The sequence below is a fragment of the Mycobacterium sp. WMMD1722 genome (assembly GCF_049315205.1).
Classification (GTDB): domain Bacteria; phylum Actinomycetota; class Actinomycetes; order Mycobacteriales; family Mycobacteriaceae; genus Mycobacterium.
In genome coordinates this window covers 3,206,556-3,228,412 of sequence record NZ_CP186056.1, presented here as the reverse complement: position 1 = coordinate 3,228,412, position 21,857 = coordinate 3,206,556, and the positions used below count along the sequence as shown (strand labels likewise).

Annotated in this window: 21 protein-coding genes and 1 tRNA gene; 13 read left to right on the top strand and 9 right to left on the bottom strand. The window is 69.2% G+C overall.

Annotation, left to right across the window (positions count from 1 at the left end; genetic code table 11):
- The first annotated feature begins 37 nt into the window (after positions 1-37).
- The 3 genes from ACN27E_RS15505 (at position 38) to ACN27E_RS15495 (ending at position 3,971) form a co-directional block, all read left to right on the top strand.
- Positions 38-886: a class I SAM-dependent methyltransferase gene (locus ACN27E_RS15505; protein WP_422742767.1), complete on the top strand. Its 849-nt coding sequence runs from the start codon at positions 38-40 to the stop codon at positions 884-886.
- 210 nt (positions 887-1,096) lie between these two features.
- Entirely contained in the window at positions 1,097-3,604 is a 2,508-nt protein-coding gene (locus tag ACN27E_RS15500; protein WP_422742766.1) for a PE family protein, read from the top strand.
- Between the two features lie 172 nt (positions 3,605-3,776).
- Positions 3,777-3,971, top strand: coding sequence for a hypothetical protein (locus ACN27E_RS15495; RefSeq protein ID WP_422742764.1), 195 nt, complete (start codon positions 3,777-3,779; stop codon positions 3,969-3,971).
- A gap of 6 nt (positions 3,972-3,977) precedes the next feature.
- Here ACN27E_RS15495 and ACN27E_RS15490 read toward each other — a convergent pair whose 3' ends face one another.
- The 6 genes from ACN27E_RS15490 to ACN27E_RS15465 all read right to left on the bottom strand — a co-directional run bounded on the left by ACN27E_RS15490 (position 3,978) and on the right by ACN27E_RS15465 (position 10,362).
- Positions 3,978-5,018: an ABC transporter ATP-binding protein gene (locus ACN27E_RS15490; RefSeq protein WP_422742762.1), complete on the bottom strand. Its 1,041-nt coding sequence runs from the start codon at positions 5,016-5,018 to the stop codon at positions 3,978-3,980.
- Positions 5,005-6,003, bottom strand: a complete 999-nt coding sequence (locus ACN27E_RS15485; RefSeq protein ID WP_422742760.1) for an ABC transporter ATP-binding protein — start codon at positions 6,001-6,003, stop codon at positions 5,005-5,007. Before ACN27E_RS15485 ends, ACN27E_RS15490 begins: the two co-directional genes overlap by 14 nt.
- On the bottom strand, positions 6,000-6,962 hold the full coding sequence (locus ACN27E_RS15480; RefSeq protein ID WP_422742758.1) for an ABC transporter permease: 963 nt from the start codon (positions 6,960-6,962) through the stop codon (positions 6,000-6,002). Before ACN27E_RS15480 ends, ACN27E_RS15485 begins: the two co-directional genes overlap by 4 nt.
- 6 nt (positions 6,963-6,968) lie before the next feature.
- Entirely contained in the window at positions 6,969-8,006 is a 1,038-nt protein-coding gene (locus ACN27E_RS15475; protein WP_422742757.1) for an ABC transporter permease, read from the bottom strand.
- Positions 8,006-9,649, bottom strand: a complete 1,644-nt coding sequence (locus ACN27E_RS15470) for an ABC transporter substrate-binding protein (protein ID WP_422742755.1) — start codon at positions 9,647-9,649, stop codon at positions 8,006-8,008. The genes ACN27E_RS15475 and ACN27E_RS15470 overlap by 1 nt, the downstream gene beginning before the upstream one ends.
- 287 nt (positions 9,650-9,936) lie before the next feature.
- Complete coding sequence (locus ACN27E_RS15465; RefSeq protein ID WP_422742753.1) at positions 9,937-10,362, bottom strand: hypothetical protein; 426 nt, start codon at positions 10,360-10,362, stop codon at positions 9,937-9,939.
- A 75-nt stretch (positions 10,363-10,437) separates the two neighbouring features.
- On the opposite strand from ACN27E_RS15465, the gene ACN27E_RS15460 reads away from it, so the two are divergent.
- The 3 genes from ACN27E_RS15460 (at position 10,438) to ACN27E_RS15450 (ending at position 13,433) form a co-directional block, all read left to right on the top strand.
- Positions 10,438-10,596, top strand: coding sequence for a hypothetical protein (locus ACN27E_RS15460; RefSeq protein ID WP_422742751.1), 159 nt, complete (start codon positions 10,438-10,440; stop codon positions 10,594-10,596).
- A gap of 93 nt (positions 10,597-10,689) precedes the next feature.
- Complete coding sequence (locus ACN27E_RS15455; protein WP_422742749.1) at positions 10,690-12,969, top strand: MMPL family transporter; 2,280 nt, start codon at positions 10,690-10,692, stop codon at positions 12,967-12,969.
- A gap of 32 nt (positions 12,970-13,001) precedes the next feature.
- A complete protein-coding gene (locus ACN27E_RS15450; protein WP_422742748.1) occupies positions 13,002-13,433 on the top strand; it encodes a DUF3060 domain-containing protein in 432 nt (143 codons plus the stop codon).
- Here the strand turns inward: ACN27E_RS15450 and ACN27E_RS15445 are convergent.
- Both ACN27E_RS15445 and ACN27E_RS15440 read right to left on the bottom strand, forming a co-directional pair.
- Positions 13,420-14,091 (bottom strand): hypothetical protein, encoded by a 672-nt coding sequence (locus ACN27E_RS15445; RefSeq protein WP_422742746.1) that lies wholly within the window; start codon positions 14,089-14,091, stop codon positions 13,420-13,422. The two genes, ACN27E_RS15450 and ACN27E_RS15445, sit on opposite strands and share 14 nt — an antisense overlap.
- Before the next feature lie 85 nt (positions 14,092-14,176).
- A tRNA-Gly gene (locus ACN27E_RS15440) sits at positions 14,177-14,250 on the bottom strand.
- 47 nt (positions 14,251-14,297) lie between these two features.
- On the opposite strand from ACN27E_RS15440, the gene dcd reads away from it, so the two are divergent.
- The 7 genes from dcd (at position 14,298) to rfbA (ending at position 20,567) form a co-directional block, all read left to right on the top strand.
- Positions 14,298-14,870: a dCTP deaminase gene (gene dcd / locus ACN27E_RS15435; RefSeq protein WP_422742744.1), complete on the top strand. Its 573-nt coding sequence runs from the start codon at positions 14,298-14,300 to the stop codon at positions 14,868-14,870.
- A gap of 291 nt (positions 14,871-15,161) precedes the next feature.
- Complete coding sequence (locus ACN27E_RS15430; protein WP_422742742.1) at positions 15,162-16,832, top strand: DUF7159 family protein; 1,671 nt, start codon at positions 15,162-15,164, stop codon at positions 16,830-16,832.
- A gap of 48 nt (positions 16,833-16,880) precedes the next feature.
- A complete protein-coding gene (locus tag ACN27E_RS15425) occupies positions 16,881-17,204 on the top strand; it encodes a DUF1330 domain-containing protein (protein ID WP_422742740.1) in 324 nt (107 codons plus the stop codon).
- The gene (locus tag ACN27E_RS15420; RefSeq protein WP_422742738.1) at positions 17,204-18,556 is read left to right on the top strand and encodes a cytochrome P450; all 1,353 of its coding nucleotides are present in this window, start codon (positions 17,204-17,206) and stop codon (positions 18,554-18,556) included. Before ACN27E_RS15425 ends, ACN27E_RS15420 begins: the two co-directional genes overlap by 1 nt.
- A gap of 1 nt (position 18,557) precedes the next feature.
- The gene (locus ACN27E_RS15415) at positions 18,558-19,316 is read left to right on the top strand and encodes a maleylpyruvate isomerase family mycothiol-dependent enzyme (protein ID WP_422742736.1); all 759 of its coding nucleotides are present in this window, start codon (positions 18,558-18,560) and stop codon (positions 19,314-19,316) included.
- A gap of 25 nt (positions 19,317-19,341) precedes the next feature.
- Positions 19,342-19,704, top strand: coding sequence for a nuclear transport factor 2 family protein (locus ACN27E_RS15410; RefSeq protein WP_422742734.1), 363 nt, complete (start codon positions 19,342-19,344; stop codon positions 19,702-19,704).
- Complete coding sequence (rfbA, locus tag ACN27E_RS15405; RefSeq protein WP_422742732.1) at positions 19,704-20,567, top strand: glucose-1-phosphate thymidylyltransferase RfbA; 864 nt, start codon at positions 19,704-19,706, stop codon at positions 20,565-20,567. Before ACN27E_RS15410 ends, rfbA begins: the two co-directional genes overlap by 1 nt.
- Here rfbA and ACN27E_RS15400 read toward each other — a convergent pair whose 3' ends face one another.
- On the bottom strand, positions 20,568-21,824 hold the full coding sequence (locus ACN27E_RS15400) for a YibE/F family protein (protein ID WP_422742730.1): 1,257 nt from the start codon (positions 21,822-21,824) through the stop codon (positions 20,568-20,570).
- Between the last annotated feature and the right edge of the window lie 33 nt (positions 21,825-21,857).

Sequence of the window (21,857 nt, the reverse complement as noted above, 5' to 3'; positions counted from 1 at the left end):
ACCTCGTATGTCCCTCCGACCGTGTTAGGTTCCGCGCATGCCTGAGCTCCCGTACTTCGACCTGCTGATCGACGAACGGCAGGACGGTGGCCAGACCGGTCAGCTCTGGGAGCGTCAGGTGCACTGGGGGTACTGGCACGATCCCCGGTCCGCCGAGGGCACCCGCGCCGACTACATGGCCGCCATGGAGACGATGGATCATGTGCTGCTCGAGGCGGGCAAGGTCGAAGACGGTCAGCGCCTGCTCGACGCCGGGTGCGGATTCGGTGGCACCATCCAGCAGATCAACGCCCGGCATTCCCGGATGCACCTCACCGGCCTGAACATCGACCCCCGTCAGCTCGCCGCCGCCGAGGCACAGACCCGCGCCGTCAACGGCAATGACATCGACTGGCGCGAAGGCGACGCCTGCGAGCTGCCGTTCGCGGACAACACCTTCGACCGGGTGCTCGCCGTCGAGTGCATCTTCCACTTCCCGTCCCGGGAACGCTTCATCGCCGAAGCCGCGCGGGTCCTGAAACCCGGTGGATACCTAGCTGTTTCGGACTTCGTCCCGGCGGTGATGTGGTTCGGTAAGACCCCGTTCTGGATGGCGATCCGGCAGCGGATCGCCAAGTCCTACGGGACCCTGGGCACGGTGCCGCTGCGGGGCTATCGGGCGATGGGTAAACGCGCGGGGCTGCAGCTCGAAGCCAACCGCAACATTCGTAAGAACACGCTGCCGACCTATCCGTTCCTGATCGACTTCTTCCGCGAGCAGGGATCCGAGGACGCCCAGAAGATGATGATCGTCGGCACCCGCTGGATGAAGTGGCTGTCCAAGGCCTGTCTCATCCAGTACCGGGTGTACACGTTCCACAAGCCTGTCGACGGCACCGCCGGATAGCGAAATCGGCGGGGGCCACCGGCATCGGTGAGCCTGATGCGAAACGTCGCTGGGGCGCTGCGAATCAGGCCCGTCGCGGTGGCGTGAATCATCGTCACACCCGAGCGATCGCAAACTACTTAGTCGTAGTGCACAATGAGCGGTCGGTGTTGCCCGGGTCAAGCCATCGCGCGGGACGCACGAAATCTCTCTTATGCGCGAGGAGCGGCGATGAGTGCTGGGCAGAACAGGGCGGCCAAGGTCGCGGCGCGACGGGCGGCGCACCGGGCTGACCGACGTCGTGCGGCGGCCCGGGTGGTGGCCGGCGGTGCGGCGGCGGCCAGCCTGTTCGCCTGCGGCGCGACCGGCGTCGCGCTGGCCGACAGCCCCCGTTACGCAGATCCGCTGGGATCGTTCATGCGGCTGTTCATCGGCGACGGTGCGGATGCGCCGGCCGATTGCACGGGTTCGGCCTGCAACGGCGGTAACGGCGGCTTGTTCTTCGGCAGCGGCGGGGATGGCGCCAACGGCGGTCGGGGCGGGAACGCCGGGTTCCTCGGCAACGGGGGCCGGGGTGGTCAGGGTCTGGCCGGGCCGGCTGGTGTCGCAGGGATCGGCCCTGGTGCCGACGGCGGCGCCGGGAGTGCGGGCGGCCGCGGAGGTGACGGCGGCAACGGGGGTCTTTTCGCCGGCAACGGTGGGGCCGGGGGCCGCGGCGGCGCGGGCGGTGCCGGCGGTGACGGTGCGGCCGGCGCGAAAGGGATCGACGCGTCGGTGGCCGGCGGCGACGGCGCGGCCGGACAGCGCGGGGGTAACGGCGGCGCCGGCGGCGCGGGTGGTTTCGGCGGCGCGGGTGGAGCGGCCGGCTTCTTCGGCCTGGCCGGGCTGAACGGCACCCAGGGCACCGGCGGCCGCGGCGGTAACGGCGGGGCCGGCGGCAACGGTGGTAACGGACTCGCCGGTGCCGACGGTGCTGCGGTGACCACGCCCGGCGCGAACGGCAACAGCGGCCAGGCAGGTGGTCGCGGCGGCCAGGGCGGCGCGGGCGGCAACGCGGGCGTCGGCGGAGCCGGATCGGCGATCGTCGCCGCCGGAGTCAACGGAGACGGCGGAAACGGCGGTAACGGGTCCAACGGTGGCCGTGGCGGTGACGGCGCCGACGGCGCCGACGGTGGCCGTGGCGCCGACGGCATCTTCCTCGGCCAGGACGGCGGTGCGGGCGATCCCGGTCAGAATGGCGGCAAGGGCGGCGCCGGAGGCGCGGCCGGTCTCGCCGGTGCGGGAGGACTCGCCGGCACCGGCGGCACCGGGGGATCCGCGGGCAGCGCGGGAACGCTGAGCGGTGTGCGCGGGGCCGGCGGGGACGGCGGCAACGGTGGCAACGGCGGAGCAGGCGGCAACGGCGCGCAGGGCTCGCAGGGCATACGCGGGACGACCGGTACCGCCGCCGAAGCGCCGGGAACCGGCGAGACTGGCCGGACCGGCGGCAAAGGCGGCGCAGGCGGCCCGGGCGGCAACGCCGGCGCGGGCGGTGACGGCTTCACGGTCGGGCAGGCCGGTGTCAACGGCAACGGCGGCGCAGGCGGCAACGGCGGAAAGGGAGGCACCGGCGGAACCGGAGGCACGGGAACGGCCGGCGTGACAGGAACGGCCGGGTCCGCCCCCGGAGCGGACGGCGGCAACGGCACCGACGGGGGGAAGGGCGGCACAGGAGGAGTCGGCGGAATCGGAGGGGACGCCGGCTCGGGTGGCAAGGCCGGCACCGGCGGCACCGGCGGGGTCGACGGCGGCGCCGGCGTGGCCGGCGGCCGGGGGGCCGGCGGGCAGGGCGGCCAGGGCGGACGCGGTGGGGACGGCGGTGCCGGCGCACAGGGTGCCGACGTCGGCGGCAAGGGCAGCACCACCGGTGGCGCCGGCGGAAACGGAGGCACAGCCGGAAACGGCGGCGCCGGAGGCAGCGGTGGCGCGGGCGCCACCCAGGGCGCAGGCGGCGTCGCCGGGGCTGATGGCGACGGCGGAGCCGGCGGAACGGGCGGTGACGGGACGGTCGACTACACCGGGAGCGGCGTCGCCACCGGCGGACGAGGCGGCAACGGCGGCGCCACCCGAGGGGGTACCGGTGGGGCCGGCGGTGCCGGCGGTTGGGGCTTCCTCGACTCGGATGTGGGCATCGGCCAGGGCGGGGCGGGCGGCGCGGGCGGCGCCAGCAGCACCGGTCCGGGCGGTCGGGGCGGTCGGGGTGGTACCGGCTTCGTCGGCGGTGGAACGGGCCCGTCCTTCGGTGGTTCCGGCGGCGGCGGCGGAACGAGCGTCAGCGGCGTCGGTGGTGCGGGCGGGGCCGGCGGTGAAGCCCGCGGCGGGCGCGGTCTCGGGCCGATCACCGGCGGATCGGGTGGCGCCGGCGGGGACAGCCAGACCGGCGATGGGGGTGTCGGCGGAGTCGGCGGGCTGGCTACTGGTTTGACCGGAGACGCGCCCGCTCGGGGTGGTGACGGCGGCAACGGCGGAAACAGTGTCGCCGGCAACGGCGGGAACGGTGGCACGGGTGGTTCCACGCTCGTCGGCAGGCAGAACTCGTCGGAGATCGGCGGAAACGGCGGCAATGGCGGGAACAGCCAGACGGGCAAGGGCGGAAACGGCGGCAACGGCGGCTCCGTCCCCGCCGGTGGCGGCACCCGTGCCGGCGGTGCCGGCGGTCGGGGCGGCACTCCGGGAGGGCAGCCGGGAATCGCGGGCTGATCGACGCCGGAGTTCAAATGCGTTGATGCTGGCGACGGTTCAGGGGCGACCGACGTCATGATTCAGTCCTCGCAAACTGCTTAGCCGTCGTGCACAGTAGCGCTCGGTGTTGCCCGGGTGAGGTCTTCGCCCGGGAGGAATCCTGTGACGGTGCGCGAGGAGCGGGCGACGGATGTCCTTCGTCAACAGTGCGGCGCCCCAGTCACTGGGCGGCGCGGGGGGTGCCGGCGGCAGCAGCCAATCCGGCACGGGCGGCAACGGTGGTGAAGGCGGTTCCGCGACCGGCAATGGGGGACCGCTGTCCGGTGGCGCAGGCGGTCCGGGCGGCTCGCCCGGCGGACAGAACGGGGTGGCGGGCTCCCCGTAGCGATCCCTACGGCGCCGTCCGCCCCGGCAACGCCAGATCTTGCACCGTCGTGCCCAGCCCGACATTGCGGGGATGGTGGCACGCCGCCGCGTGCGCCACGTCGTGATCCACCAGCGCCGGCTCCTGGTCGACGCAGACCTCGGTGCACCACGGACAGCGCGTGTGGAAGCGGCAGCCCGACGGCGGGTTCATCGGGCTCGGCACATCGCCTTCGAGCACCAGCCGCTGTCGGGCCGCGTTCCCCCGCGGGTCGGGCACCGGCACCGCCGAGAGCAGCGCGTTGGTGTACGGGTGAATCGGCTTGTCATACAGCGCATCTGCCGTCGCCGTTTCGACGACCTTCCCCAGGTACATCACCGCGACCCGGTCGGAGACATGGCGCACCACCCCGAGGTCGTGGGCGACGAACAGATACGAGAGCCGGAACTCGTCCTGCAGGTCCTTGAGCAGGTTGACGATCTGGGCCTGCACCGATACGTCGAGCGCCGACACCGGTTCGTCGGCGATGATCAGGCGGGGCCGCAGGGCCAGCGCCCGGGCGATGCCGATGCGCTGTCGCTGGCCGCCGGAGAATTCGTGCGGATAGCGGTTGTAGTGTTCGGGCCGCAGCCCGACGCGGTCCAACAACTCCTGCACCCGGCGTTTGACGTCACCGCCGCCGGCGAGGCCGTGCAGCTCCATCGGGTCGCCGACGATCTGGCCGACCCTCTTGCGCGGGTTCAGCGAGGCGTAGGGGTCCTGGAAGATCATCTGGATGTGGCGCCGGACCGGTCGCAACTGGCGGGCCGACTTACCCACCAGTTCATCGCCGGCGAACCGCACCGAACCCGTTGTCGGGGTGAGCAACTGCAGAATCAGTCGGCACAGCGTCGATTTGCCGCAGCCCGATTCGCCCACCAGGCCCAGTGTTTCGCCCTCCTCGAGACGCAGGCTCACCCCGTCCACGGCGCGCACCCGGGCCACCTCACGGTCGATCACCACCCCGGATTTCACGGGGAAGTGTTTGACCAGATCGGTCACCTCCAGCAGCGGTTCATCCGTGGCCATGGTTCACCTCCCGCTTCGTCACCGGTTCCAGCCAGCACCGATCGAGATGGCCGGCGCCGGCGCGGTCTTCGAGCGTCGGCATCTGGTCACACTTGTCGAACCGGTGCGGGCAGCGTGCCGCGAAACGGCACCCGGTGGGCGGATCCAACAGTGACGGGGGAGATCCAGAGATCTGATTGAGCCTCTCGGCGCGCGGCTGGTCCAGGCGGGCCAGCGATCCGAGCAGGCCCGCCGTGTAGGGGTGTTGCGGATCGTAGAAGATGTCGTCGAGTGTGCCGTCCTCGACGATCTGACCGGCGTACATCACCACCACGCGGTCGGCGACCTCGGCGACCACACCGAGGTCGTGGGTGATCAGCACGACCGCGAGATCGCGCTCGGCGTTCAGCGTTTCGAGCAGCCGCAGAATCTGCGCCTGCACGGTGACATCGAGTGCGGTGGTGGGCTCGTCGGCGATGAGCAGTTCCGGCTCCAGTGCCAGCGCCATCGCGATCATCACCCGCTGGCGCATCCCGCCGGAGAACTCGTGCGGATAGTTGCGGACCCGGCGCTCGGGGTTCGGAATGCCCACGGTGCGCAGCAGTTCCACGGCGCGGGCACGCGCATCGGCTGTGGAGATCGTGCGGTGTGCCCGAATCATCTCGACGATCTGGTCACCGACCCGGTACACCGGGTTCAACGACGACATCGGGTCCTGGAAGATCATCGCGATCTGTTCGCCACGCACGGTCCGAAGACCCTCGTCGTCGAGTTCGGTCAGGTCACGGTCCTCGAATTCGACCGACCCGTCGATCACCGCGTTGCTCGAGCGGGTGAGACCGATGATGGTCTGCGCCGTCACACTCTTGCCGCAGCCCGATTCGCCGACGATGGCGAGGATCTCGCCGGGTGCCACCCCGAACGACACCCCGTCCACGGCCTTGACGATGCCGTCGTCGGTGGCGAAGCGCACCCGTAGATCGTTCACTGACAGCAGCTGGTTCATGCCGAGGCCGCCTCTCCCAAACGAATTCGCGGATCGAGGTACGCATAGAGGATGTCGACGATGGTGTTGAACAGCACGATGAAGAACGCCCCGAACATCACGACACCCATCAGCGGCGGTAGATCCAGACTGCCGATCGCCCGCCCGGCGTAGAGCCCGACGCCGTTGATGTTGAACACGGTCTCGGTGAGGATGGCGCCGCCGCCGACGACGGCGCCGAAATCCAGGCCGAACAGTGTGACGACCGGGATCATGGAGTTGCGCAACACATGCCGAATGCGCACCTGTCGCTCGCCGAGGCCCTTGGCGCGGGCGGTGCGCACGTAGTCTTCGTTCATCACATCGAGCATGTTCGAGCGCAACACCCGGCTGTAGAAGCCGACATAGAGCACCGCCAGGGTGAGCCACGGCAGGATCAGGTGGGTCGCCCACCGCAGCGGATCCTGGGTGAGCGGGATGTAACTGCTGGTGGGGAACAGCTCGATCTTGAATGTGAAGAAGTACAGCAGAATTGCGGCCAGCCAGAACACCGGCATCGAAATGCCGATCAGGGCAAGGATGGTCAGCGCACGATCGGTGAACCTCCCGGCGTGGACGGCGCTGAGGTAGCCGCACACCACGGCCAGCACCATCCACAGCACCGCCGCCCCGACGGTGAGCGACAGGGTGGCCGGTAGGCCGCGCCAGATCTGCTCGGTGACGTTCTGCGAGCTCGCATACGAGGTGAGCTGGCCGGTGAAGATCTTCCTCATCAGCGTCAGGTACTGCACCGGCAGTGGCTGGTCCAGGCCCAGATCGGCGCTGACCCGCGAGATCAGCGCCGGATTGGCGTTCTTCCCGGCGATCCGGACGGCGGGATTCGAATTGGGGATCACGTTGAAGATGAGGAACACCACCACCGAGATGGCGAACAGCACGGCCACCATTCCGGTGACCCGGCGGGCGACGAATCGGACCATCTCGGCTCAGTGCTCCAACCGGATCTTGGCCCGCGGATCGAGAGCGTCCCGCAACCCGTCGCCGAACACGTTCAGCGACAACACGGTCAGCACGATCATCAGGCCGGGAACGATGGTCAGGTGCGGTGCCGTGTAGATCGTCTGATATCCGTCGGCGATCATCGTCCCCCAGGACGCACTGGGCGGGCGCACCCCCGCGCCGAGAAAAGACAGCGCCGATTCCAGCAGCATGTCGTTCGCGATGTTGAGGGTGAAGAACACGATGATCGTCGACACCACGTTCGGCAGCAGTTCGGCGCGCATGATTCGCAGCGACCCCATCCCCTGGGCGACAGCCGCTTCCACGAACTCCTTCTCCCGCAACGCGAGGATCTCGCCGCGGATGGGCCGGGCCATGTACGGCACGTACACCAGGCCGATGATGAGGATCGGGATCCAGACCGAATCGCCGGCGAGGGTGACGACACCCAGGCTCAGGCCGCCGACGGCCAGGGCGGTGCCCAGGGCGATGCCCAGCAGCAGTACCGGAAACGCCCACACCACGTCCATCACCCGGGACAGCACCGCGTCGACCCAACCGCGGTAGTACCCGCACAGCAGGCCCACCGCGATCGCCACCACGGTGGTGATGGCCGCGGCCACCACCCCGATGAAGATCGAGGTGCGCCCGCCGTAGAGCAGCCGCACCATTACGTCGCGGCCGTTCTGGTCGGCGCCGAGCAGATACTGACCCCGCAGACCCGGCCCGAGCGGGGTGCCGTCCGGTGAGACGATGTCGACCTCGGCGCCGTCGACGGTGATGGTGTCGGTGATGTGGTTGGCATCCGGTGTGGTGTGCGCGACGTGATCGGCCCACAGCGGTGCCGCCAGGCACAGGACGACGATGGCGACGAACAGGACGCCGAAGGCCAGCGCGGTCTTGTTGCGCCGCATGCGAAGTGCGGCCAGGAACCAGGGGCTGCGGCCCTGGATCCGGGCGGCGGGAACCCCGGTGGGCAGCGGCGGTTCGTCCGGCGCGTCCACCTCGGTGAAGGGAGCGGCCATTACTTCAGCGCGAACGAGGAGAAGTCCTGGCTGAACAGCAGATGCCGATAGCTCCTGTCGAAGTCCATCCGCTCGGACAGGAACGTCGTGAACTCCTCGTTGCCGTACGGAGCCCAGGCCGCCCGCTCCATGTACGCACGATCCAGCGCAGCGTATTGATCTTCGACGCCCGGATCCTCGAGCCGCTTGGTCCGCAGTTCGTTCATCTTGGCGTCCAGTTCACCGAAGTCGGCGCGCGAGTAGTTGTTTCCGTTGGTCGGCAGGATGCTCGCCCCGTTGAGCAGCGGACGGAAGAAGTCGTCCGGGTGCGGGAAGTCCTGGAACCAGTCCGCGAAACCGGTGTCCAGATCCGGGGTGGACTGGTTGCCGATGGTGGTCCAGTACACGTCACCGGCGATGACCTTGAGGGTGGCGTTGAAGCCGAGCTGGGTCAGCACGTCGTGGTAGTACTCGCCGATCCGCTTGCGGTCGGGCTCGTCGTCGGTCCACACCGTGATGTCCCGATCGACCGGATTGGCCTCGGCGATCAGCTGTTTGGCCTTGTCCAGATCCGGACCCGGATAGAGCGTGTACTCCTGGTAGCCCGGCATCCCCGGCGGCAGGATCTGCTGGGTCGGGTGCAGCCGGCCGCCGAACACCCGGTTGAGGGCTTCGGGATCGATCGCATAGTTGACCGCCTGGCGAACCCGTACGTCGTTGAACGGCGCGACCTGGTTGTTCATCCAGAAGTAGTAGGTGTTGATCGACTCCTCCATGCGGAACCGGTCGCCGTAGCGCGATTTCACCTCGGCGAGGCGGTCGGCGTCCGGCGGATCGGACATGTAGTCCACGCGGTTCTGCTCGATGTCGGTGACCTGGGCGGTGTTGCTCTTGTTCTGCGTGACGGTGATCTTGTCCACACCCGCGTCGGCGACCTCGTCGGCGCCGGCGTCCTTGACCGTCTGGAACTGCGGATTGCGCTCCATCGTCAGGGTCTGGGGCGCCTGAACCGCCGAGATCATGAACGGACCGCTGGCCGGCGGGGGATTGTTGGTGGCGTCCTTGTCCAGCGGCGTGGTCGGCGGGACGGGTGCGGCGAACGGCAGGCCGAGCACGTTCTCGAAGGTGCCGTTCGGTTCGGCCAGCGTGATGGTGATGGCGCCGGTGGCGTCGTCGGTGACGATGCCGCTGATGGTGTCGGCGGTGCCGTCGGCGTATTCGGTGGCGCCGACGATCGGCTCGTAGAACACCGAGCCACCCGAATTCGCTTTGAACAGACGCTGAATGGCGTAGGTGAAGTCGGAGGCCTTGATGGGTGTGCCGTCGGAGTACTTCATATTCGGCCGCAGCGTGAGGGTGTAGGTCTTACCGTCCGGGGAGACCTGCGGCATGTCCGTGGCCAGACCTGGGACGACCTCGGTGCCGTCCGCGCCTTTGGCGTGTTTGTAGGTCAGCAACGGGACGTAGACGTTGTACAGCGTCTCCCATCCTTCGACGGTGTAGGAGAGCTGGGGGTCGACGTAGTCCGGGAACGACGTCATGGTGACGGTGATGTCACCGCCGCCCCCGCCGCCGCTGCTCGCGGTGTCGCTTCCGCCACCACACGCGGTGGCCGTGGCGATGATCGCCGTGATGCTGCAGATGCTCAGCGCTGTGCGCCACATACGCGTTTCGCTTCCTCGAGTTCGCGGTCTGGACCGAACGGCGTCCCGGGCCGGAACTCTGCCGGAACGCAGAGCATCTTGTAGGAAAATTGTCGGTGCGGCGACCGCTAGCTCACAGGAAGTTCCCAGACAGCGCCGTTATGCGCGGTATGGGCAAATATTGTCGTGGGCGTTGCCGGTGCTGACCCGCCCGGAGTAATGCCTGCTCAGGGTCGCGCTGGTCGCGCACTCCGGCGACGACGGGCCGCGGTGGCGCGACCGCGGATGTGCGCGGGAAAAAAGTTCGCTCAGCCGACCTTCTGCAGCTGGAACGGGCTCTGGGTCAGCACGCCGCCGGCGCAGCCGTAGTTGGAGTCCGACGTCGAGATGCCGGCCAGGGTCACCGGGTCGACCGACAGGGAGACCACCGCCGGTTCGTAATGGCCGTCCTCGCAGGTGAGGCCGCCGGGCTTGGTGACGGTGAAGTTCCACCGCCCGTCGGAGAACGTGGTCGGGGTGGTCCAGCCCTGGTTGCTGGTGACCGTGCCGGCGCAGCCGGCCGGTCCGCAGCCGGTGGTGATGGACAGGACGTTGTAAGGGTCGCCGTCGGCGGAGCCGTAGACGCCGTTGAGTAGCGCTGGGTCGGCATTCGCCGCTCCGGCCAGCGCGAGGCCCGCGATCGCCGGGGCGACGACGAGAGCGAGGACGCGGGGGACCCGCGAGATCTTTGCCATAGTGACAGAGAATTTAACGGTCAAGTCACTGCTGGGGAGTGGCTGTGGACGGCCTGACTCCCGGTTGTGTCCGTCATGTCGCCGAATCGACATCTGAGGGCCGTGCACCTGACCGACGCACTGGTCAGCGTGCTGTTCTGCACCACCTGGCTGTCGGTGTGCTTCCTCGTACTGCGGCCGACCCCGGCCGCTCGAGCGCAGACAGAATCCCGCACGTATGCCAGAGCCGTGTGAGGGAACACCTCGATTGGGCACCTGTTGCGGGCTGCCCGTCGAGGAGAGTTCGCGACCATGTCAGTACGGATCGGCCGCTGATGTCCGATAGCCATGCTCGCCATGCCGGGACGGCGGCGTAAGCCGGCGCGCACCCGTCCGGCCGCGCGGCCGGACATGGTCGAGCCCGAGAGCCACAGCCGCCTCAGCAGCGGATACGCCCGCTGGATCATCAGATTGCGCTGGCTGATCGTGGCCGCTGTGGCCGGCGGTACCGTCGCGGCCACCATGCTCCTACCGGGACTGCAACGCGATGCGGGACTGCCTCTCACGCAGCAGGATTCGCCCGCCGTGCAGGGGGAACGGCGAGTGCTCGACATGTTCGGGTTGCCGCTGCTGAGTCCGGCGGTGCTGGTTCAGCACAATCCCGAAGGTCTGAGCGCACGCGCGCTCGCTGCCTCGGTGCGGCATGCGGCCGAGGTCAATGTGCACACGGCGACCGAAGGTATGCCCGCCACCGGGATCGCCGGTGCCGTACCGGTACCGAACTCCGTTCCGCTACCGGGTGTGCCGACGACCATCGTCACCTACCTGTGGGGCGGCTCCACCCTCAACGGGGGAGAACTCCTCGACACCGGGCGGCGGTACGGTGAGCAGCTTGGTCTCGACGCCCACGTCGTCGGGGTCACCGGGGCCATACCCGTTCAAGTCGAACAGGGCCGGGTGGTGAAGTCGCGGTTGGAGTGGGTGGAGATCGCGACGTTCCTGGCGGTGGCGCTCATCTTGGCGGTCACCTTCCGATCTCCGGCAGCTCCGCTGGTCACGTTGCTCACTGCGCTCGTCGCCTACGTCATCACCATCCATCTTGTCGGCGGAGCTGCTGCGCTGCTGGGCATTTCGGCGCCCAGCCAGCTGGAACCGGTCATCGTGGCCCTCACCCTCGGCCTCAGTACCGACTACTCGATCTTCTTCCTGTCCGGTATGCGCTACCGGATGGCGTTGGGCCGATCCGCCCGGGATGCCCTGAGGTCATCGGTCACCCACAACATGCCGATCGTGCTGACTGCCGGCCTCACCGTGACCGCGGGAGTGGCCAGTATCTCGGTCGCCGAGCTGCCGTTGTTCCAGGCGTTCGGACCGGGTTTGGCGATCATGGTGGCGGTGGCCCTGATCGTCTCGATCACGTTCGTGCCTGCGCTATTGGCGATTCTCGGTCGGTTCGCGCTGTGGCCCGGAACCCGGGTGAACATCTGGACGGGCATGGAGAACCGGGTCCCCTGGGGTGACCGGATGGCCCAGTGGCTGACCCACAGGTTCGTCGCAGCGGTGGTCGTGATCGTGACGTTGGCGGGTCTGGCGGCAGCCAGCCTGCCGCTGAAAGACTTTCGGGCGTCGGTCGCGTCACCGGACACCCTGCCCGCCGGCAACTCGGTACGCGTCGCGGCCGACACCGCTGCGGAGAACTTCACGGCCGGTGTCCTCGCTCCGACCGAGATCCTGGTGGAGCGTACCGATATCACCGCCGATCGCGGCGCGCTCACCGCACTGCAACGCGAGATCGCGGCGGTGCCCGGGGTCGTCTCGGTGCTGGGACCACAGCAGCAACCGATTCAGCTCACCGGGGCCAACATCGGGCTCTTCCTGGCCCCCAGTGGTGACGCGGCACGGTATCTGGTGGTTTTCGCCAACAAGCCCCTCGCCGCGTCCGGGCTGCAGGATCTCAATGCGTTGCAATCGGTGATGCCCACATTGCTGACGCGGGCGGGGTTGGCCGATGCCCGCGTCGAATACCTCGGCGCGGGAGCGCTGGGCGCCGAGTTCCTCGCCACTGCCCGTTCGGATGTCGTCCGCGTCGCCGTCGCCGTGTCGCTGGTCAACCTCGTTCTGCTCATGCTGTTCCTGCGCGCCGTCATCGCACCTCTTTATCTCCTCGGCTGCAGTCTGCTGTCGGTGGGCGCCGCGCTCGGACTGACCACGTGGTTCTTCCAACGCGAAGTCGGCTACGAGGGGCTGATCTTCTACGCTCCGTTCGCCGCAGCTGTCCTGCTGGTTTCGCTCGGCTCGGACTACAACATCTTCACCGTCGGCCGGATCTGGGACGAGGCGCGCCACCGACCGCTGCGGGACGCGGTGGCCATCGGGTTACCGAGATCGGCCCGGCCCGTGACCATCGCCGGGGTGACGCTGGCGACCAGCTTCGGCTTCGTGGGGCTGCTTCCGGTCGCACCCTTCCAGGAACTGGCATTCGCGGTGGCCGTCGGGGTGCTGATCGACACGTTCATCGTCAGGTCACTGTTGGTGCCCGCACTCATCGTGTTGGTGGGCCGGTTCAGTGGCTGGCCGGGCGGCCGGTTGGCCGTCGCAACGACGTATGACCGGGCGGCTGCAGGGTAATTGGCAAGTATCGCGAGAGAGGAAGGGAACTCATGAACGCCAATTCCGCGCGCCTGGTCGCCGGTATCGGCGCCGCTGCCGCCGCCGCCGCGCTCGGCCTGACCGGTTGTGGTGCCGACACCAACGACATCGATCTGCCCAGTCAGCAATCGGGTGAAGCGGCGGTCGACGCATCCGGTGCACAGGTCGAGGTGGGCAACACCATCAATTACGGATCCTTCGGCACCACAGCCGATGTCGACTGCGGCGACGGGAAATCGCTCAATGTCGGCGGTTCGAACAACACCCTGACCGTCAAGGGCACCTGTGCCACCGTGCAGGTCGGTGGCGCGGGCAACAAGATCACCCTCGATCAGGTCACCGATCAGGTTCGCGTCGTCGGCCTGAACAACACCATCACCTATCAGAACGGCGACCCGCAGGTCGATGACGTGGGTTCGGGGAATTCGGTCAAGAAGGCGTGACGCTGCCGGTACCGGCAGTGGCGATGATCAACGGGTGGTTTTCCGCGGCCCAGGCCGCTTCGAAGGTGTCGATCGAGATCTGCTCGTCGGCGCCACCCGGCCTGCCGCTGTCGTTGAGATGGACCACTCCGTTGGCGTCGTCGATTTCGGTGACCAACACCGAGTGCCCGCCCATACCCCCGTCGGGGATGTCCCACAGGAGGTCGGCATCGACACCGGCGATCGCGGCACCGCTCTCGTCGAGATACCGCTCCAGGGCGGGCATCCCGGTCTCCCAGCCGGTTTCGTCGGCGTTCACGTCCCAGGTCATGACGACGTTGACGCCGTAGCGCTCAGCCAGCGGAACCGCATCGTCCGGCGAGAGGCCCTCTGAGGGTCCCTCGCCCGGCTTCACATAGACCGGACCGTCGTGGACGACGCTGGGGACCGTGGCCGCCATGGCGATGATGTCCTCCTCCGACGGGGTGTTGCCGGTGAGCCGGCCGATGAGGTGCGCGAGAGACATCAGCCCGCAGTCGTTGTCGTACTGCTGCTCGCTCCAGTTCTGCGAGCCGGCCTCGGCATCGCCGTGCACAGTCGACGCTGCGTGGGCGGGTCCGGCCAAGGTGACCGCCGCGGCGGCCAGGGTTGCGGCGATCAGTCCGAGTCTTGTTTTCATGACGCCAGCGTCGAACGGCGTTCGTGGGAGATTCTTGGTGAGTTCTCTTCGTGGCGCTCGGCGACGACGGCCGGGGCCAGGAAGGTGGAGCCGATGACGGGAATCGAACCCGCGTATTCAGCTTGGGAAGCTGATGTTCTGCCATTGAACTACATCGGCGGTGTGTGGCTGAGAGGTTAGCACCACCAGCCGATACTCTCGTGCGCGTGCTGCTCTCCGATCGCGACATCCGAGCCGGGATCGCCGCCGGGCGCCTGGGCATCGAGCCCTTCGACGACACCCTGGTCCAGCCGTCGAGCGTCGACGTCCGGCTCGACAGCCTGTTCCGCGTCTTCAACAACACCCGCTACACCCACATCGACCCCGCCCAGCAGCAGGACGACCTCACCAGCCTGGTCGAGCCGAAACCGGGGGAGCCCTTCGTCCTGCACCCCGGGGAATTCGTGCTCGGCTCCACCCTGGAGACCTGCACCCTGCCCGAGGATCTGGCCGGCCGCCTGGAGGGCAAGTCCTCGCTCGGCCGCCTCGGACTGCTCACCCATTCGACGGCCGGCTTCATCGACCCCGGCTTCAGCGGCCACATCACCCTCGAGCTGTCCAACGTCGCCAATCTGCCCATCACGCTGTGGCCCGGTATGAAGATCGGCCAGCTGTGCCTGCTGCGGCTCACCAGCCCCGCCGAGCACCCCTACGGCAGCGCCAAGGTGGGCTCGAAATACCAGGGCCAGCGCGGCCCGACCCCGTCGCGCTCCTACCTCAACTTCATCAAGTCGACCTGACGCCTCGAGCGTGACGCCAGCGTCACTGCGGGCGCCCAACGGGACGCTGACGTCACGCTCGACGCGGCAGAGAACCACACCGATGTGACTCCTGCGGCGCAAGTGCCTGCAGAGATCCCTGTGGCAACGTCGGCCCTGCCATCGCCGACCGCACGCGAGTAACCTCGTCAGCTGACCGGCTCGGCTGTAACACCCGAGCTGGCGGCGTCGATGAACAACTAGCCGTGGTCTCGCGCGGAACGCGCGGAGCCAGGCCGAATAGACTTAATAGCAAACTTTTTTGGAGGATCTGTGGACATCGTTCTCGGTGTCTCGATGACCCCCTCGACGGTCCGCATGGTGCTGGTCGAGGGCGAGCGGGCCGACGGTGTCACCGTCGACCACGATGTCTTCGATATCAACGCCGCCGAGGGTTCAGCAACGCCCAGTGCGGCCGACCAGGTGATCGCCGCCGTACTCGGCACCCAGGAGAGCGCCGAAGCCGGCGGCCACCATCTGCGATCGGTCGGCGTCGCCTGGAGTGACCACGCCGCGGCGTCGGCGCTGCGCGATGCGCTGTCCGCGCGCGGCATCGAAGACGTGATGCTGGTCTCCGAAGGCCACGCCGCCGCGGCGCTGGCCCAGGCCGTCGGCCGCGCGGTCGGATACGCCACCACCGCGCTCTTCTTCATCGACCGCGACACCGCGACGCTGTCGGTGGTGCAGACCGAGGACGGCTCGGTCACCAAGGTGCTCAGCCGCAGCCTGCACGGCGCCGACGCCATGGCCGTGCTCGGCGAGATGGCCGGCGCGGTCGACGCCCAGGCCGACGCACCGCAGGGCATGTTCGTCGTCGGATCCGGCGTCGACGTCAGCGAGGTCAAAGCCCACCTCGAACACCTGGTGTCGATTCCGGTCAACGCGCCCGAGGAAGCCGAACTGGCGATCGCCCGCGGCGCCGCGCTGGCGTCGGCCAACGCTCCGGCCTTGGAGGCCTCCACCGTCGGCCTGGCCTACTCCCAGGATCCCGACGGCGGCCCCACCGCCGGCAGCTCCTACGCCGCCTTCGGCGCCGCGGTCACGCAGATGGCGCCCGTCAGCAGCGAGGCCCCGGTCGCCCCGGTCGCCTACTCCGAACCGGTTCTCGATACCCCGGCCGCGCCGGTCGAGGACGAGAACCGCAAGCCGTTCCTGCTGGTCGGCAGCGCGTTGTCGTCGATCTTCGTCGTCGGCGTCGTCGCCCTGGTGATCTCGCTGGCGGTCAGCATCCGCCCCACCGCCGACCAGCGTCCGAGCCCCGCCGAGGCGGCCATCGTGCCGAGCGTCCAGGTGCCCGCACCGGCGCCTGCCGCTCCGTCCGCCCAGCCGCAGGCTGTCGTCGCCCCGCCCGCCCCGCCGGCCGAGACCATCAAGGCCCCGGTGCCGGTCGTGCAGGAGGCCCCGCAGGCCCCGCCGCGTCAGGTGTTCGTCGAGCAGCCCGCCGCCCCGGCGCCCGCACCGGCACCCGCAGCCCCCGCGCCGGCCCCGGCTCCCGCCGCGCCCGCGCCGGCACCCGCTCCGGTTCCGGCAGCACCGGTTCCGGTACCGGTTCCGGTGTTGCCCGCACCGGTCATCCAGCTGCCCCCGCCGGTGATCGGCCTGCCGCGTCCGGTCTACCGGCCGCCGGTGTACGACCCGGAGCCGGAGTCGCCGTCGTGGCCGCGGCCGTGGCAGCCGCCCCAACAGCAGACGCCGCAACGTCCGGTGGTGCCGCAGGTGCCCCAGGCGCCCACGCGTCCGCAGACTCCGTTGATCCCGCAGGTGCCGCTCGTGCCCCAGATCCCGCAGATCCTCTCGCCGTCGAGCGGATCGGGATCGTCGGGCTCCTCGTCCTCGGGCCGCGGAGGCGGGGGCGGTGGATATCCCGGTGGCGGCTCCTCGCGCGGCGGTGGATCCTCCGGCGGCGGCGGCGGTCTGCTGCCGCCGATCTGGCCGTTCGGGTAGCCGCCCGGCCGGCCTGCGCGCGCGGCGCCGCCGCGTAGTCTCGCCGCCATGCCGGTGTATGCGCTGAACCTGTTCGACGTCGCCGACCGCGACGAATACCTGATCTACGCCCGTCGTTCGCCGGAGGCCGTCGCCGCGCACGGCGGCCGCGTCGTCGCGCTGGGTCAATTCCGCGAAGCGGTCACCGGCGACATCGAGCCGCGACAGGCGCTGATCCTGGTCGAGTGGGAATCCAAGGAAGCATTCGACTCCTACCGCAACGACCCCGAACTGGCTGATCTGCACCCCCACCGCGAGGACGGCTCGTCGGCCTACGTCTGGCACCTGTTCGACCGCCTCGACACCTTGCGCCCCTTGCTTAAGCTCGAGTGATGTCAGCAACCTCCCCGAGGCCGACGGTCAGACAGCGGATCCGCTGGGTGGCGCTGCACGGTGTCGTCCGCGGTCTGGCCCGGATGGGCATGCGCCGCGGCGACGCGCAGTCCCGGCTGATCGCCGACCCCACCGTCCGGGCCAACCCCGCCGAGTTCGCCGATCAATTCCGGGTGCTCGGTCCGATCGTCCGCGGCCGCGCCGCGTCGATGACCTTCGACCACGGTGTCGCCAGTGAACTGCTGCGCTCCGACGACTTCCGGGTCTCGTCGCTGGGCGGTCAGCTGCCCGGCGCGCTGCGCTGGGTGGTCGACCGCACCGACACCGGGCTGCTGCACCCCATCGAGCCGCCGTCGCTGCTGACCATCGAACCGCCCGACCACACCCGCTGCCGCAAGCTGGTGTCCTCGGTGTTCACCAGCCGCGCGGTCAAGGCGCTGCGCGACGGGGTGGAAGCAACCGCTCAGACGCTGCTCGACGATCTCGCCGGCGACGCCGAACGTGCCGGCGCGGTCGACATCGTCGAGCGGTACTGCTCGCAGCTGCCGGTGTCGGTGATCAGCGACATCCTCGGGGTGCCCGAATCCGACCGGTCGGAGATCCTACGGTTCGGCGAACTCGGCGCCCCGAGCCTCGACATCGGCCTGTCCTGGCCGCAGTACCTGCAGGTCAATCGCGGCATCGTGGGTTTCAACGAATGGCTGGTCGGACATCTGGAGACGCTGCGCCGTCACCCGGGCGACGACCTGCTCAGCCAGCTCATCGCCGCATCGGACGGCGAGGACGGCGAAAGCGGCCTCAGCGAGCGGGAACTGCAGGCGACGGCGGGTCTGGTGCTCGCCGCCGGATTCGAGACGACGGTGAACCTGCTGGGCAACGGCATCAAGATGTTGCTGGACCACCCCGACCAGCTGGCCATCCTGCGCGAGCGTCCCGAACTGTGGCCGAACGCCGTCGAGGAGATCCTGCGGCTGGACTCACCGGTGCAGATGAGCGCCCGGGTGGCCAAACACGACGTCGAGGTCGCCGGGGTGCCGCTGAGCCGCGACGAACTGGTCATCATCCACCTGGCCGGCGCCAACCGCGATCCCGCGGTGTTCGACGATCCGCACCGATTCGACGTCGAGCGGGAGAACGCCGGCCGGCACCTGTCGTTCTCCGGCGGCCGGCATTTCTGTCTCGGCGCCGCGCTGGCGCGCGCCGAGGGCGAGGTGGGCCTGCGGGCGTTCTTCGACCGCTTCCCGGACGCCGAACTCGGCGGCACGGGCACCCGGCGCGAGACCCGGGTGCTGCGCGGCTGGGCGAGCTTGCCGATCAGGCTCGGCGCGGCGCATACCGCGCTAAGTTCGTGAGGTGGACTTCCGAGCAGCGCTGCTCGAGCAGACCGACAGCTTCGGCGACCTGATCGCCGCGGGTGATCCCGACGCGCGGGTGCCGACCTGCCCGGACTGGACGTTGCGCCAGCTGTTCCGGCACGTCGGTCGCGGTCACCGCTGGGCGGCCCAGATCATCGCCGAACGACGGGCCCGGGAACTCGACCCGCGTGACGTCCGCGACGGCCGCCCACCCGACGACCCCGCCGCTGCCGCCGAGTGGCTGCGGGACAGCGCGCGGCTGATCGTCGACGCCGTCGACCGGGTCGGTTCCGACGCCCGGGTGTGGACGTTCCTGGGCCCCCGTCCGGCCGGCTGGTGGGTGCGCCGGCGCCTGCACGAGGCGACGGTCCACCGCGCCGACGCCGCCTTTGCGATCGGCGCCGAGTACGACCTCGACCCCGAACTGGCCGCCGACGCGGTCAGCGAGACGTTGGAACGCATGAGCGTGCAGGCCCGCGGTGTCCGTCAGCGCGACCACCCGCCGCTGCACCGCGGCGAATCCCTGCATCTGCACGCCACCGACGATGCGCTGGGCCCCAGCGGAGAATGGACCGTCCACCACGACGAGGACGGCATCTGGTGGTCGCACGACCACGGCAAGGGCACCGCCGCGGTCCGCGGACCCGCCAAGGAGTTGCTCCTCGCGGTCAGCGGTCGCGACACCGGGGTATCCGGGCTGGAGGTGTTCGGCGACGCCGACGTCTGGAATCGGTGGCTGGCGCGGACGCGGTTCTGACCGCACGCTCGGTAGATTCGCGGGCATGACCACTTCGGAGAAGGCCACCGTGCTCGCTTGGCACGACGCGCTCAACGCGCGCGACATCGACACGCTGCTGGAGCTGTCCAGCGACGACATCGAGGTGGGCGACGCCCGGGGCGCGGGGCAGGGGCACGCCGCCCTGCGGGATTGGGCTGCCGGCTTGAACCGGACCGTCACCCCCGGCCGGCTGTTCATCCGCGACGGTGTGGTGGTCGTCGAGGAGCGGATCGACGATGCGGACGGCGCAGCCACGGTATCGGCGTTCCGGGTGGTGCACGACAAGGTCACCTCGGTGTTCCGCCATGACGATCTGGCTTCGGCGCTGGCCGCCACCGAGCTGACCGAAGCCGACGCCACGAGCTGATGCGCGGCATCATCCTGGCCGGCGGTTCGGGGACGCGGCTCTATCCGATCACGCTCGGTGTGTGCAAACAGCTTGTCCCCGTATACGACAAGCCGCTCATCTACTATCCGTTGTCCACCCTGATGATGGCGGGCATCCGCGACATCCAGGTGATCACCACCGCCGATGACGCCCCGCGGTTCCAGCGGGTGCTGGGCGACGGGTCCGCGTTCGGCATCTCGCTGTCCTACGCGGTGCAGGACGCACCCGAGGGGCTCGCGCAGGCGTTCGTCATCGGCGCCGACCACATCGGCGGTGACGCGGTCGCGCTTGCGTTGGGCGACAACATCTTCTACGGACCCGGCCTGGGCACCAGCCTGCGTCGCTTCCACGACGTCGACGGCGGCGCGATCTTCGCCTACTGGGTGGCCAACCCCGCCGACTACGGGGTGGTCGAGTTCGGCGCCGACGGGACCGCGCTGTCCCTGCAGGAGAAACCGGTGAAGCCCGCATCGCACTACGCGGTGCCCGGACTGTATTTCTACGACAACGACGTCATCGAAATCGCCAGGAGTCTACGAAAATCCGCGCGCGGCGAATACGAGATCACCGATGTCAATCGGGCCTATCTGGACCAGGGCCGGCTCTCGGTGGAGGTGCTGCCCCGGGGGACGGCGTGGTTGGACACCGGGACCTTCGACTCACTGCTCGACGCCAGCGACTACGTCCGTACTATCGAACGCCGGCAGGGACTGAAGATCTCGGTGCCCGAAGAGGTGGCCTGGCGGGTCGGTTTCATCGACGACGACCAATTGGCCGCTCGGGCAGAGACTTTGATGAAGTCCGGCTACGGCGCCTATCTGATGAGCCTGCTGCAGCGCTGACTACCTCGACCCGGTTGATGGCCCCGATCTGGGCGTGGCCAGCACGGCCGCAATGGCCGTCGTCAACGGCACCGACAGGGCCAGCGCGATACCGCCGACCGCCGAGCGGGCGACCTCGATGGCCACACTCTCGCTGGTGAGCACGTCGGCCAGCGAGCGGTTCGCCACGCTGAACAGCAGCAGCAGCGGCAGGGCGCTGCCCGCGTAGGCCAGGACCAGCGTGTAGACCGTGCTGGCGATGTGGTCGCGGCCCACGCGCATGGCCCCGACGAAGATCTCGCGGCGCGACGTGCCGGCGACGCTCGCCAGTTCGAACGCCGTCGAGGCCTGGGTGACGGTCACGTCGTTGAGCACGCCGAGCGATCCAATGATGAACCCGGCCAGCAGCAGACCGGTGATCGAGACGTTGCCGAGATAGGCGGCCACCTCGTTGTTCTGGTCCTCCGACAGTCCGGTCAGATGCGCGAGTTCGATGGCGCCCCAAGATAAGAACGCGGCCAGCAGCAGTGAGGTCAGGGTGCCCAGCAGCGCGGCGCTGGTGCGCAGACTGACCCCGTGGGCGAGATAGAGGACCACGTACAGAATCGCCGCCGACCCGACCAGGGCCACCGGGATGGCCGGGGCGCCGTCGCGCAACGCCGGGAGCAGGAAGACCATCAGCACCGCGAAGGCGATGACGATACCGACCAGCGCACGCAGCCCCCGCCAGCGCGCGACCGCCACCACGACGACGGCGAACGCGGCCGCCATCAGGGCCAGCGGCCAGCCCCGCGAATAGTCGTAGAACGCGTAACTGGTCGCCCCGCCGGCGTCCACCTGACGGCTGATCCGGATCTCGTCGCCGGCCGCCAGATTCGGCTGGCCGGGCCCGCCACTGAACTCCAGCAGAGTGCTCGCCCCGGTGTTCGGGCCGGAGTCGATGGCCACCAGATTCTGCACGCACGGGGCGGCACCCTCGATCGGGCCGCCAGGAGCCGGCAACGGATCCGCGGTCAGCACTGCACCGGCCGACGGGCTGCCGCACGGTGCCAGGCTGCTCGACAGCACGTGGCCCGCCTCGGTGGTGACCGCGCCGCCCTCGGCGTTCTGGAACGGCAGCGGGATGTCGGCCTTCTGCTGGCTCGGCCACAACAGCGCGCCGCCGACCAGCACCGCCAACCCGATGCCGATCAGCAGACCGACCACGACCTTCGCGGCCACCGGCCCGAGCGGCGAGGGACCGGTCAGCGAATGCGAGTGGCCGTGCGAGTGTGTCACGCAGCCATACGCTACCGACGCCGGATGCGGGGT

Excerpts from the sequence above, each read along its gene's own strand:
- ACN27E_RS15410 (WP_422742734.1), top strand. The coding sequence starts at position 19,342 with ATGACCACTTCGGAGAAGGCCACCGTGCTCGCTTGGCACGACGCGCTC.
- ACN27E_RS15490 (WP_422742762.1), bottom strand. The coding sequence starts at position 5,018 with ATGGCCACGGATGAACCGCTGCTGGAGGTGACCGATCTGGTCAAACAC.
- ACN27E_RS15480 (WP_422742758.1), bottom strand. The coding sequence starts at position 6,962 with ATGGTCCGATTCGTCGCCCGCCGGGTCACCGGAATGGTGGCCGTGCTG.
- ACN27E_RS15455 (WP_422742749.1), top strand. The coding sequence starts at position 10,690 with ATGCTCGCCATGCCGGGACGGCGGCGTAAGCCGGCGCGCACCCGTCCG.
- ACN27E_RS15450 (WP_422742748.1), top strand. The coding sequence starts at position 13,002 with ATGAACGCCAATTCCGCGCGCCTGGTCGCCGGTATCGGCGCCGCTGCC.
- ACN27E_RS15495 (WP_422742764.1), top strand. The coding sequence starts at position 3,777 with ATGTCCTTCGTCAACAGTGCGGCGCCCCAGTCACTGGGCGGCGCGGGG.
- ACN27E_RS15470 (WP_422742755.1), bottom strand. The coding sequence starts at position 9,649 with ATGTGGCGCACAGCGCTGAGCATCTGCAGCATCACGGCGATCATCGCC.
- rfbA (WP_422742732.1), top strand. The coding sequence starts at position 19,704 with ATGCGCGGCATCATCCTGGCCGGCGGTTCGGGGACGCGGCTCTATCCG.
- ACN27E_RS15425 (WP_422742740.1), top strand. The coding sequence starts at position 16,881 with ATGCCGGTGTATGCGCTGAACCTGTTCGACGTCGCCGACCGCGACGAA.
- ACN27E_RS15500 (WP_422742766.1), top strand. The coding sequence starts at position 1,097 with ATGAGTGCTGGGCAGAACAGGGCGGCCAAGGTCGCGGCGCGACGGGCG.
- ACN27E_RS15475 (WP_422742757.1), bottom strand. The coding sequence starts at position 8,006 with ATGGCCGCTCCCTTCACCGAGGTGGACGCGCCGGACGAACCGCCGCTG.
- ACN27E_RS15505 (WP_422742767.1), top strand. The coding sequence starts at position 38 with ATGCCTGAGCTCCCGTACTTCGACCTGCTGATCGACGAACGGCAGGAC.
- ACN27E_RS15460 (WP_422742751.1), top strand. The coding sequence starts at position 10,438 with ATGTCGCCGAATCGACATCTGAGGGCCGTGCACCTGACCGACGCACTG.
- ACN27E_RS15485 (WP_422742760.1), bottom strand. The coding sequence starts at position 6,003 with ATGAACCAGCTGCTGTCAGTGAACGATCTACGGGTGCGCTTCGCCACC.
- ACN27E_RS15445 (WP_422742746.1), bottom strand. The coding sequence starts at position 14,091 with ATGAAAACAAGACTCGGACTGATCGCCGCAACCCTGGCCGCCGCGGCG.
- ACN27E_RS15465 (WP_422742753.1), bottom strand. The coding sequence starts at position 10,362 with ATGGCAAAGATCTCGCGGGTCCCCCGCGTCCTCGCTCTCGTCGTCGCC.
- ACN27E_RS15420 (WP_422742738.1), top strand. The coding sequence starts at position 17,204 with ATGTCAGCAACCTCCCCGAGGCCGACGGTCAGACAGCGGATCCGCTGG.